This is a genomic window from Streptomyces sp. NPDC007205 (assembly GCF_040634095.1).
Classification (GTDB): domain Bacteria; phylum Actinomycetota; class Actinomycetes; order Streptomycetales; family Streptomycetaceae; genus Streptomyces.
Genome location: NZ_JBEYEW010000026.1, coordinates 39,564 through 51,531 on the forward strand (window position 1 = coordinate 39,564; position 11,968 = coordinate 51,531).

At 71.4% G+C, this 11,968-nt stretch carries 8 protein-coding genes; 4 read left to right on the forward strand and 4 right to left on the reverse strand.

Annotation, left to right across the window (positions count from 1 at the left end):
- The first annotated feature begins 90 nt into the window (after positions 1–90).
- Positions 91–414 carry an STAS domain-containing protein gene (locus tag ABZ624_RS31365; RefSeq protein WP_360096613.1) on the forward strand — a complete coding sequence of 108 codons (324 nt, stop codon included), beginning with the start codon at positions 91–93 and terminating at the stop codon, positions 412–414.
- Between the two features lie 297 nt (positions 415–711).
- Positions 712–3,204: an ATP-binding protein gene (locus tag ABZ624_RS31370; RefSeq protein ID WP_360096616.1), complete on the forward strand. Its 2,493-nt coding sequence runs from the start codon at positions 712–714 to the stop codon at positions 3,202–3,204.
- A 10-nt stretch (positions 3,205–3,214) separates the two neighbouring features.
- On the opposite strand, the gene nucS is transcribed toward ABZ624_RS31370, so the two are convergent.
- The gene (nucS, locus tag ABZ624_RS31375; protein ID WP_360096451.1) at positions 3,215–3,886 is read right to left on the reverse strand and encodes an endonuclease NucS; all 672 of its coding nucleotides are present in this window, start codon (positions 3,884–3,886) and stop codon (positions 3,215–3,217) included.
- A gap of 276 nt (positions 3,887–4,162) precedes the next feature.
- Between nucS and ABZ624_RS31380 the strand changes: the two genes are divergently transcribed.
- Complete coding sequence (locus ABZ624_RS31380) at positions 4,163–4,555, forward strand: SCO5389 family protein (RefSeq protein ID WP_014675028.1); 393 nt, start codon at positions 4,163–4,165, stop codon at positions 4,553–4,555.
- A gap of 117 nt (positions 4,556–4,672) precedes the next feature.
- Here ABZ624_RS31380 and ABZ624_RS31385 read toward each other — a convergent pair whose 3' ends face one another.
- The gene (locus tag ABZ624_RS31385) at positions 4,673–5,701 is read right to left on the reverse strand and encodes an LLM class flavin-dependent oxidoreductase (RefSeq protein WP_360096454.1); all 1,029 of its coding nucleotides are present in this window, start codon (positions 5,699–5,701) and stop codon (positions 4,673–4,675) included.
- A gap of 222 nt (positions 5,702–5,923) precedes the next feature.
- Between ABZ624_RS31385 and ABZ624_RS31390 the strand changes: the two genes are divergently transcribed.
- Positions 5,924–6,256 (forward strand): ATP/GTP-binding protein, encoded by a 333-nt coding sequence (locus tag ABZ624_RS31390; protein WP_360096457.1) that lies wholly within the window; start codon positions 5,924–5,926, stop codon positions 6,254–6,256.
- Between the two features lie 10 nt (positions 6,257–6,266).
- On the opposite strand, the gene ABZ624_RS31395 is transcribed toward ABZ624_RS31390, so the two are convergent.
- Both ABZ624_RS31395 and ABZ624_RS31400 read right to left on the reverse strand, forming a co-directional pair.
- The gene (locus ABZ624_RS31395; protein WP_360096460.1) at positions 6,267–6,872 is read right to left on the reverse strand and encodes a hypothetical protein; all 606 of its coding nucleotides are present in this window, start codon (positions 6,870–6,872) and stop codon (positions 6,267–6,269) included.
- Between the two features lie 14 nt (positions 6,873–6,886).
- Positions 6,887–11,767, reverse strand: a complete 4,881-nt coding sequence (locus ABZ624_RS31400) for an RICIN domain-containing protein (RefSeq protein ID WP_360096463.1) — start codon at positions 11,765–11,767, stop codon at positions 6,887–6,889.
- Positions 11,768–11,968 lie beyond the last annotated feature (201 nt).

Genomic DNA, 11,968 nt, shown 5'->3' on the forward strand with positions numbered 1-11,968 from the left:
TACAAGCAGCAACCGCACCACCACGCACGCAGTCAGACGGTGCACAGCACCGTCACCGAGTACGCCAACCGCACTCAACGGGGAGCGCTTATGCACATCAGGGGCGACCATGCCGAGCTGGTCGTCGGGGGCCGCCTCGACGTCCGCAGCGCGGCGGACGCCCGTACGGCCCTGCACTCGGCTGTCGACGACGGAGTCGGCGATCTGGTGCTCGACCTGTCCGAACTGGACTCCTGGGACGCCACCGGACTCGGGGTGATCATGGGTGCCCATCGGCGGGCCGGCCGCTGCGGTCGCCGTCTGGTGCTGCGCGGTGTCCCGCCGCAGATGCAGCGCCTGCTGGTGGCCACGCGGCTGCACCGCATCCTCGCCATCGAGGGCGGCATCGGGGTCGAGTCGCTGCCCCGGGTGTGAGGTCGTTACGGGTGTGAACCGGGCGACAGGGGAGCCCCGGCGGAACCGGGCGCAGCCGCCGAAGCGCACGTCGGGGGCAATCCTCACCGGACTGTGACGTCTCGGACCACCTGGCACCCCGCCCTGTCGGAGATACTGAGCGAAGGTTTAGGGTTCGGTCGCCCGCCGCCTCGCAACCCTCGACCGAGCGGGCCCGGACCAGAAGCGACAGCGCGGTGTGCGACAAGGCCGGGAGGGGCCGAAATCACGGGCACACAACGCTTTTGGGGGGCTGAACCCATGGAACGCATGGAACCCATGGACCCGATCGACCGGGGACCCGAGGAGCACGGCCAGGCGGCGAGCCGCCGCCCGCCCCGGGAATCCCTCACCTCCGACTTCGGTCAGAGCGCGCCCGCGCTCGCCCGTACGGCGCAGCTCGTCTCCGGCGACCTGCTGCTGACCGTCAACCCCGTCGACGGCAGCGAGATAGAGCTCTGCCCGCCGGCCCGGCGGCCGGCCAGGCCCCGCAAGCGCACCGCCGCCGAGCGCGCCGAGGCCGAGCGTGCCACCCGGCCGCCCGTACCGCCCGGTCCCGCCCAGCCGGCGCTCTCCCTGGTGGAACGGCAGGACGAACGCGAGCGCCTGGTCCGGCTGCTGGCCCGTGGCCGCTCGGTCCGGCTCACCGGCCCCGGCGGTTCCGGCCGCACCGCGCTGCTCGACCTCGTCGCCGAGGACTGCCTGGACCTCGCGCCCGACGGCGTGGTCCGCCTCAACGGCTTCCACCGCACCTCCACCGACGTCCTGCACGACCTCGTCCACGCCGTCTACGACGCCCCGCTCCACCGCCCGGAACCGGACGAACTGCGGGCGCTCGTCCGGGAGATCGGCGCGGTCGTCGTCCTGGACGACATCGAGTTCGGCGGCACCGCCCTCGACGAGCTGCTCGACGCCACCCCCGAGTGCGCGTTCCTGATCGGCGCCACCCCCGAGGTGCCGGCGCCCTCCGACGGGTCCGCGGTCGAGGAGGTCTTCCTCAGCGGCCTCGACCGGGCCGGTGGTGTGGAGATCCTGGAGCGGACCGTCGGCCGGGTCCTCACCGAGGAGGAGGCCAACTGGGCCGGCGACCTGTGGTTCGAGTCCGAGGGGCTGCCGCTGAGGTTCGTCCAGGCCGGCGCCCTGCTCCGGCAGCGCGACGAGCTGCGGGCCGGCGCCGGGGCGGTGGACGAGTACGGCGTCTTCGAGGACGTACCCGAGCCGGTCGAACCGTCCCCGGAGCCGGCGGACGAGGTCCCCCTGCCCTCGCTCGGTGAGGCCGCCGCGCCCGCCCCGCTGCTCGCCTCCCGGCTCAGCGCCTCCGCCCGCGCCACCCTGCGCTTCGCCGTCGCCCTCGGCGGCGAGGTGCCGCACCAGGCGCATCTGCCGGCACTGATCGGCGACACCCACGCCGACGCCGCCCTCGGCGAACTCACCGCGTGCGGACTGGTCTCCCCGGTCGGCGCCCGCTACCGGCTCGCGGCCGGCGTGCGGACCCAGCTGGAGGCCGCCGGATACGCCGACGACACCGAGGCCCAGGCCCTGGCCGCCGCCGAGCACTACACCTGGTGGGCCGGTCATCCGTCGGTCACCGCCGAGCGGGTGTGCGCCGAGGCCGACGCGGTCCTGGCCGCGCTCGCCGCGGCCGTCCCGCAGACGGCTCCGTCCGCCGAAGGGCAGGAGAGCGGCGCGGTACGGCTCGCCCGTACGGCCGCGCCCGCCTTCGCCGCCGGGCTGCACTGGAGCGCCTGGGAACGGGCCCTGCGCTCCGGCGCGGAAGCCTCCCGACTGGCCGGCGAGGTGCGTGAACAGGCCTATTTCCACCATGAGTTGGGTGTTCTGGCGCTGTGCGGCGGACAGCTCGACCGGGCCCGCGCCGAGCTGGAGGCGTCCATCGGGCTGCGCGGGGCGCTCGCCGACAGGCGGGGCACCGTCGCCGGCCGCCGGGCCCTCGCGCTGGTCGCGGACCGCTCCGGCGAGGTGCCCGGACTCGTGGCGGCGGGGCTCGTACCGGCGGCGGGGGAGGAGCTGCCGGAGGTACGGCACGAGGAGTCGGCGCCGCCGCCGTACGTGCCCCTCGGCGACCCCCTGGTCACCCACCTGCTCCCGGCGGCCGCCACGGCGCGGGGCAGGGGCCTTGCGCGGCTGGCCCGCCGCAACCTCGTGGCGATCGGCTCGGGGGCGCTGCTCGCCGCCGTGCTCGGTACGGTCGTCACGCTCGGCATGACCTCCGACGACAACGCCGGCAAGAACCCGGCCGGGAAGGTCGACGTCAACCCGTCGGCGAGCCCGGGTCTGGACGACGGCAGCCTCGGCGCGGACCCGAAGAACGACCCGCCGGCGCGCACCGGCTCGGGTCCGACCGTCACCCGCCCGACGAACCCGGGCCCCGACGGCACGTACGGCACGACGGACGACCCGACGCGGGCCCAGCCGGCCACATCGCCGTCGGCCGGCACAAGCCACACCCGGGGCACGGGCACCGGACCCACGTCCCCGACCCCGTCCAAGTCCAGGACGACCAAGCCGGGTTCCCCGACCCCGACGAAGACGTCCCCTTCGGGCACACCGACCTCGACCCCGCCGACCTCCCACACACCGACGCCGACGCCCACGCCCACACCGACCCAGACGGGCGGTACGACCCCGTCCACGACGGACACGGCGAGCGGCCCGACGGCACCGCGGAGTTCGGGGGGTCCGGGAAGTACGGCGAGTTCGCAGAGCGCGTCGAGCCCGGGGAGCGCGTCGGAGTCTCCGGACCGGGTGATCTAGCACTTCTTGCTCAGAACAAGCGGAGCTTGTCGTCCTCGATGCCTCGCATGGCGTTGTAGTCGAGGATCTGGCAGTTGATGCCGCGGTCGGTGGCGAGGACGCGGGCCTGGGGCTTGATCTCCTGGGCGGCGAAGACGCCGCGGACCGGGGCCAGGTGGGGGTCGCGGTTCAACAGCTCCAGGTAGCGCGTGAGTTGCTCCACGCCGTCGATCTCGCCCCGCCGCTTGATCTCCACCGCGACCGTCTGACCGTCCGCGTCGCGGCACAGGATGTCCACCGGGCCGATGGCCGTCATGTACTCACGGCGGATGAGCGTGTATCCGTCGCCGAGCGTCTCGATGCGGTCGGCCAGCAGTTCCTGGAGGTGCGCTTCCACGCCGTCCTTGATCAGACCGGGGTCCACGCCCAGTTCGTGCGAGGAATCGTGGAGGATCTCCTCCATCGTGATGATCAGTTTTTCGCCCGCCTTGTTGACGACGGTCCACACGCCCTCGTCCTCGCCCGTCCCCTCCTTCAGCGTGCAGGGCGGCGACATCCAGTTGAGGGGCTTGTAGGCCCGGTCGTCGGCGTGGATGGAGACGCTGCCGTCCGCCTTGACCAGGATCAGGCGGGGCGCCGAGGGCAGGTGGGCGGTGAGCCGGCCGGCGTAGTCGACCGAGCACCGGGCAATGACGAGACGCATGGTCGGCAACGCTACTCGACGCGCGCCGGTGCACGCGATTCGCCCATCACGCTCCCTGTGGATCGCCCCAATTGTCCCTGGAAACTCTTGTTCATCCCTGGCCGATTGTGCCCGTAACGGGACCGTTCCATATACCCATTCTGCTGGTGTGGTCACCGACCGTTGCCTAACGTAGAGAAGGGGAGGTCGTGGTGTGTGTACCGAGCGTGTTCGAAATAGCGAACTCCCCTACCTGTCCGGCAACCCCTGCCCTGCGGGGGTGCGAGAGGAGTACCCATGTCGCTCGACGTCTCACCGGCCCTACTCGAACAGGCCGAGCGAGGCGAGGTCGACGAAGCAGCATTCGTCGACTGCGTCCGGACCTCCCTGCCTTACGCATGGGAGATGATCAGCTCCCTGGTGGCCCAGCTGAAGGTCGACGGCGGCCCGTTCGCCGACAACCAGACGCCCCCGCCGGACGAGCAGGCACGCGGTCAGCTGCTGCGCGCGCTCGCGAGTGACGCCATCCGCGGCGCCCTGCAGCGGCACTTCGGTGTGCGGCTGGCCTTCCAGAACTGTCACCGGGTGGCGGTGTTCCCGCTGGACGCCTCGGTGGACGAGACGCTGGCCCGCTTCACCTCGGTGCGCAACCAGTTGCTGAACCAGTCGCCGGAGCTCCGGGACTGCTGACGCGCAGGCCCGCCACGGCAGGGCCAGTGAGCCGCTCGCTTGCCGCTCCATCCGCGGGAGGTGCTTTCAGTCCTGGGGCGGCAAGCCCACAAGGCGGCCGGTGCGGTGAGGGACGGCTCAGCGCAGCTGGGGCAGTACCTCGGCGCCCAGCCGTCGGAGGTTCTCCTCGGTCGCGGCGAGATCGCCCGAGCCCTCCGTGAGGAGGGCGAAACGGGAGACGCCGGTGCGCTCCGAGGTGGCCGCGAGGCGGTCGGCGGCGAGCCGCGGGGTGCCGACCGGGTGCAGTCCGCAGAGCAGCTCGGTGTAGGCGTGCGGGTCGCGCATCGCGCGCGCCCGGCCGTCGACCGTCACATGCGACTCCAGGCCCTGCTTCAGCCAGCCCGGCATCGCCTTCAGCAGGGTCTCGGCCGCGTCCGTGCGCCGGTCGGCGAGCTGGCACACCCCGGCCGAGACATGCGCGGCGTCCGTGATCTCCTCGCCCGGCCGGCCCGCAGCCCGGGCGCAGCGCCGCCACAGGGCCACCATCTCGGCCTTCTCCTCGTCCCCGACGTGCATGCCGAGCAGCATCGGCAGCCCGCGCTCGGCGGCCAGCCGTACGCTCGCCGGGGAGGTGCAGGCGACGACGACCTCCGGCCCGGGGGTCTCCGTCAGCGCCTCCGACGGGCGCGGTACGACGGGCACCTCGCGGAACCGGTACCGCTCGCCGGCCGCCCCGACCCTCGGCTCGCGCAGCCAGCGCAGCAGCAGATCGAGTGACTCGGGGAACCCGTGTTCGTACGCCTCCAGGCCCGCGCCGAACACCTCCAGATCCACCCAGGGCCCGCCGCGCCCGACACCCAGGCTGAACCGCCCGCCGCTCGTCAGGTGCAGCAGCGCCGCCTGCTCGCCGAGGGCGACCGGGTGGGCCGTGGGCAGCACACTGACCGCCGTGCCGACGCGGATGCGGCGGGTGCGGCCGAGCAGCAGGGCGGCCAGGGTGACGGCGGACGGGCATGTGCCGTACGGCACGAAGTGGTGCTCGGCCAGCCATACGGCGTCCAGCCCGGCCTCCTCGGCGACCTCCGCCGAGCGGACGACCCGGTGCAGGGCCTCCCCGGGGCCCTGGCCCGGGAACTGGGCGCCCAGCACAAAACTTCCTACGTACATCGCGTTTCCTGCTTCCTTGGCTCCGACCCGGAGCTCCCCCACCCGGCATAACCGTCTGACACGTGCCCAGGACACGGCCTGGCGGAGAGATTTGCGGATTGTCTGCAGAATGGGTCGTCCCGGAGGGGGACTTGTACGGTTTGGTTCCGTACGCGTACCCCTCTCGGCGGCGCGTAGGCTGGACGCAGCCCCTGCTCCCTGTATAGCCCCGAGAGGTGTCCCGTGTCCCCGCGTCGCAACCGACCGAAGGCAGCCGGATCATCGGGCCGGAGCGCCGAGGACGACCGTACCGGCCGGTACGGCGGCTGGCAGTCGACCGAGAGCTGGCAGGGCGAGGAGTGGAGCGTGCGCCATGTCGCCGGGGCGAGCGCGGAGGGCAAGACCTACCGCTGCCCGGGCTGCGACCAGATGATCCCCTCCGGTGTCCCGCACGTGGTGGCCTGGCCGGAACACTCGGGCGTCGACGACCGCCGCCACTGGCACCAGTCCTGCTGGAACGCGAAGGACCGCCGCACCATCAGGGTGCAGCGGTCCCGTAACGCGCCGAGGTTCTAGCGGCGGCCGGCTAGTCGGTTTCGACGAGGAATCTGACGTCGTCCACCAGGAACTCGCCGTACTGGAGGGCCGATCCGATGGCCTCCAGCCGCGCGTACTGGTCCGGGGACAGCGAGGCCTCCGGCATCGCGCACACCATCGCTCTCAGGAGGACCCGGAGCGCCAGGTCCGGAGTACAGCGGCGGGCACAGTCGACCAGCGCCGCCCGCACCTCGGCCGTCAGGAACCGTGCCTCTTCGATCGCGGCGACGACCGCGTCGAGACAGGCCATGCCGTCCTCGGTGTCCGCACCCGCCAGCGGGGGAACATCGCCTTTCGTGGACAGACGGGCATCACACAGGCCGACGACCGTCCGCGTCCACTCCGCTCCGCTCCCGATCAGCTCGAAGCTCGGCAGGTAGTCCGTCCCAGCGGACCACAGCACCTCCAGAGTCTCCGAAGGGAGGTTGGCGAGAATCTGCGCGTCGCGGCGTACTGCCAGGGCCTCCTCATCGACTGTCCCCGCGAGGCGGTTGGCGACTACGTCGGCGGCCGTGTCCCCATCGTGGAGCCAGTCCTGATGGAAGCCACGCATCACCCACGACACACCGAAGTCGAACTCCGTAAAACGTGGCACTGAGCCTCACTTCCCTACTTCGGATAGCACGTCTGGACGTAGTAGCCGGCCTTGTGACCCTTGGCTCGCACGAGTTTGATGATGTAGGTGTTGCCCGCCTCCTTCACACTCCCATCGGGGTAGTAGGCCTTACCGAGGGAGTTTCTGGCCCCGAAAGTCCCCGACATTTCCAGGGAACTGTCCGGCCCCCGAAGCCACCTGCGAATCCTATTCGCGTTGTTGGCCAGCGCGTAGTCGACGACCTGCTGGGCGGTCTGCTCGTCGACGAACAGGCTGTTCGCGGTGATATACCCGTTCTTCGCCGTCTTCGCCTCGGCCAGCTCCCTGGCCTCCTGCGGGGTCACAAGACCGGCCGTGTGCTCGTCCAGTGTGTGGGCCAGGCCAGGGAACTTCCGAGCATCGGCCGCGAGGTCGTTGCAGTTGTGGACCAGGACCGGGCTGCCGCCCGCCAGCGCGTAGAAGGTGTGCAGGCCGGCCACGGTCAGGTCGTAGACCGTCCAGGGCGCGGCCTGGTGCCGGTCGAGCACCGCGGCCACGGTGCGGGCGCTTCCGTCCGGACCGCGCAGGGCCTGGCCGCTCCGCAGATCGGATGCCAGGGTCCAGCCGCGGCCGGTGACGTAGAACCGGTGGCCGGGTGTGCTGGTGAGGTGTCCGCCGTCGGTGAGGCCGACATCGACCAGGTCGACGGTGGCGTGGTGGAAGGTCCGCGTGACCGGCTCGCCCCGGACGCCTCCCGTCGCCGGGTCGGTGGCCAGCAGAAGGTCACCGACCCGCACGTTCTGCAGTGACTTGTGACTGCCGTCGGCGAGGACCACCCGGGTGGTGCCGGGGAAGCTGTTGACCCGGCAGGCCGTTCGCGCCTCCTCGTACACATCGACCTGGCGCTCGATGTCCGCCAGGGTCTCCGCGTCGACATCCAGCCCCTTCAAGGCCTTCAGCGCGTCAGCCACCCCCTCTCCGGACCGCAGGGCGGTGTCCACGCCTCGGATCGCCTCGGCGATCTTTCCGAGCGGGCCGCCGAGCGGAAGCCAGGTGGCGGCCCAGGCACAGTCACCGAGGCTGCCGTCGCCGTCACCGGTGATCTTGTGGTAGCAGCCGGTGAAGTCTCCCTTGATCGACTTCACGATGCCCGTCCAGAGCTCCACGGTCACGTCCCACGCGGACATCTTGACCTTCTTGCTCAGGCCCTTGATCGTCACTGTCTTGATGAAGACGGTGTCCTCGGCCGGGCAGCCGGACGCGGTGGCGGGCACGTCCGGGTTGAGACACAGGTAGTAGCTGACCACCGCGTCGAAGTGCGCGATGTACACCAGGGTGTTGCAGTTGAAGTTGTGGCACTCGTTGGGCAGTTGCTCGGGATCGCCGTTCTGCTTGATGTCGTCGATGACGGAGAACACACCGCCGACACCGGTCGTCGCGCCCGTCTGGACCTGCTGGTTGGCCTTCTCGTGCTCGGCCTTGTCAGCCGCGTCCTGGGCCTCCTTGGCGTACTTGTCCGCGTCCTTGGCCGCCTGTTCGGCCTCCGTGGCCGCGGTGTCGGCGCGGTCGGCTGCTGCGCGGGCGTCCTTCGCGTCCTGTTCGGCCTGGGCCGCCGCGCTGCGGGCGGCGTCGGCGTCGAGTGCGGCGGCGTCGGCCGAGCTGCGGGCGTCCTTGGCGTAGCCGTCGGCGTTGTCGGCCGCGGTGCCGGCGGCCGCGGCGTCGGCGGCGGCCTGCTTGTCGTACTCGATGGTGCGGGCCAGGGACGCCGAGGCGGCTGCCGCTGCCTTGGCGGCGTCGGCGGCGTAGCCGAGGGCCTGCTTGGAGTAGGTGCGGGCGTCGGCCGCGTACTGGGCGGCGTTGGCCGCGTGCTGGTAGGCCTCCTTGGCGTCTCCCTTGGCCTGGTCGGCGAGGTTCTTGGCGGCGTCGGCCTCGGCCTGGGCGTTCTTGGCGTGGGCGTCGGCGACGGCCTGCTGCTGGTCGGCGATGGACTTCGACGCCTGGCCGGTCAGTACGACGAGGCCCGCGGCCGCGTCTGTGTCGACATACCGCGAGCCGAGCTGGATCGCGTCGTTGGCCGGGTTCGCGACCTGTTCGGCCGCCTGGCCGGCATCCGCGGCGGCCTGGGCGGTGACATGGGCGTAGCCGGCGGCCTTCGCCGAGGCCGCGAGTGCCTTGCCGGCCTCCGTGTTCGCCTGGTCCGCCTGGGACTTGGCGTCCTTGGCGTGCTGCTCGGCCTCGTCGGCGAGCTTGACGGCCGCCCTCGCCTCGCTCGCGGCGTCCTGGGAGGCCTTGATGGCGTCGGCGGCGGCGCTGGTGGCGGTCTTGACCGCCGCGTCCGCCTTCGCCTTGTCCGCCTGTGCGGCGTCCGCGTCCGAGCGGGCCCGCTTGGCGGCGGCTTCGGCGCGGGTGGCTGCCGCGTCGGCGTCGGCTGCCGCCTGGGTGGCGGCATCCGCGTCCGCGCGGGCGTTCTTCGCGGCGGTCTCGGCGTCGTCGGCGGCCTTGTCCGCGTCGTTGGCGGCGGCGCGGGCGGCGTCGGCCGCGTCCCCGGAGTCGAGCGAGTCGGCGTAGGCGTCCTTGGCGTCGGCCTTGGCGCGGGCCGCGTCCGCCTTCTGCTCGGCGTCCCAGGCGTCGTCCCGCATGGCCCTGGCGTGGTCGCTCGCCTTGACGGCCGCGTCCCGCTTGTCCCCGGCGGTCTTCTCGGCGGCGTCGGCCCTGTCCTTGGCGTCCTTGGCCTTGCCCGCCTGGTCCTCGGCGTTCTTCCGGTCCTGGGCGGCCTCGGCCTGCTTGGCGGCGGCCGTCTCCTTCTCCGCCTTGGCCGTCTTCTCCTCCGCCTCGGCGGCGAGCCGCTTGGCGTGGGCGTCGGCGGCGGCCGCCTTCGCGTCGCCCTCGGCCTTCACCGCGTCGGCGAGCCTGGCCTCGGCGGTCTCCTTGTCCTTCTTGGCGTTGTCGCGGTGGACCTTGGCGGCGTCGGCCGCGGCCTTGGCCTGTTCCTCGGCGGCCTTCGCGGCCTCCTTGCGGAACTCCGCCTTGGCCTGCGCGGCCTGCGCGAGGGCACGCTGGGCGATGGTGGCACTGTCACCGGCCGAGGCACGGGTGGCGGCCTCGGCCGTCTCACCGGCCTTCTCCATCGCCTGCACAGCGGCGACGGCACCCCGGGTGACCTGCGCCTTCTGCTGACCGACCAGCAGGCCACGGCCTCGTGGCGCACCGCCTGCGTCGGCGATGCCGTACGCGGCCTGCAGCGCGGTGTCGGAGTTGGTGGCGGCGGTCTGCGCGACGGCCAACTGCTGCTTCAGAACGGCCAGCTGGCTCTTCGCGCCCGCCTGAGCACCGGCTATGCCGGCCTTGGCCTGGTCGAACTGGGCCTTGTTCGGGTAGTCCAGCTTGTCGTCGCCGTCATGTCCCTGGGGGACGATGCGGATCTTCTGTGCGTCGGTGCCGTTGCACGTGTACAGCTGGGCGTCGTTGCCGTTGTCGAAGGTGTGCAGGTCCAGGCACTTGTCGGTGGCGGCATTGCGCAGCTCACCGGCGGAGCGGACATCGAACTGCCACTGCTGCGCCGAGCTGCCGTTGCACGCCCACAGCTGGATCTTCGACCCGTTGGCGTTGTTGCCGCTCTTTACGTCAAGGCATTTCTGCGAGTTGGTGTTGTACAGGGCGTAGCCGCCGTCGTACAGACCCCCGAGCTTCCACTCCTGGGCGGCACTGTCGTTGCAGGTGTAGATCTGCACGGGGGTGCCGTTGTCCTTCTTGCCGCCCTGTACGTCCAGGCACTTGCCCTTGGCGGCCTCGACCCGCATGACCAGGGCGGAGTCGCCGATCCAGCCGATACCGCCCGGTGACCAGTAGTCCTGCCAGCGGGTGAGATGGTCGGCGACCCAGGAGTGCCCCAGCATGCCGCTCAGCGCCTTCGCGGCCTTGGCCAACGCGTCGACCGCGGACCTGTTCGCGCCCAGGATCTGGTTGCGCTGGGTCGCCTGGGAGGAGATCTCCTGCTGCCACTCGTTCGTCGCGGTGGCGGTGATGTCGCCCAGCACGTTGTCCGGGTCGAGCGGGTCACGCCAACCGCACGCGGCGAAGCGGGACTTCACGTCCTCCACCGCGATGCGGTACTCCGCCGTGCCCGGCTGCGGGGCGGTGCGCGGGAAGCCGCCGGAGGAGAGGAAGATGCGCGCGTCGTCGGCGCCCGCGTTCCTGGCGGGGCCGCCGTGCATCCACTCGAAGGCGTTGTGCTCTTCGTACTCCTGCTGGGTGGTTCCTCCGCCGGGCTCCTTGCCGTAGAGCGGCTTGCCGATGTCGTCGACGGCCTTCAGGGTCTTGTCGTCGGCCTTCGGAGTGTCGTCGTTGTAGAAGTCGTTGTCGTTGAGCCAGAACCGGTCGGCGACCCACTTGCTCAGACCGGTCTGGTAGTAGAAGCTCTGCTCCCCGTCCGGCGGCCAGTGGAAACCGTTGTCGGTGAATCCACCTGGCGTCGACAGGCCGTTGAGCGGCTTCTTCCACCCGTCGCGGAGAGCGTCGAGATCGTCCATCTCCTTGCTCGCCGCATCCCGGTCCTTCTGGTAGGCGGTCGAGAGCGGGGTCTGGTCCCAGTGCTCCCGGTTGGCCAGGACGTGCAGCTTGTCGGCGGGCTGGTTGAGGCCGTCCTGCGCGGTCGCGGCCATCGACGGCCCGCCCAGGCGCAGCACGTCGGCCATCAGGCACTGGTCCTGCCGCAACTGCTCGGCGGCGGTGTCCTGGTACCAGGGTTCGGAGTCACTCGCCGGGCCGGCGTTCGGGCGGGACCAGCTCGGCTGGGCCGCGAGACCGGCGACGACCGCCAGGGCGGTGACGGCGGTGACCGCGGAGGTGAGCCTTCCTGATCTTCCCGACCTCGATCTTCGTGATGCGGGCAGGCGGAACCATGGTCTGGGGTGCACAGACGCATCCCTTTCTTCGTTCATGGGGGTGCGCCGGGAGGACGGTCGAAGAGCAGGAAGCGGCAGCCGGATCGTGTCCCGTGAGCGACGGTGTTCCCCCGGTCGCTGATCGACGCGCGTGGCCACGGACTGGTCAGGTTCAGGTCAGGCGCGGCGATACCTTACGCATCCACCGATTGGCCCGTATAGACGTTCGCTTTG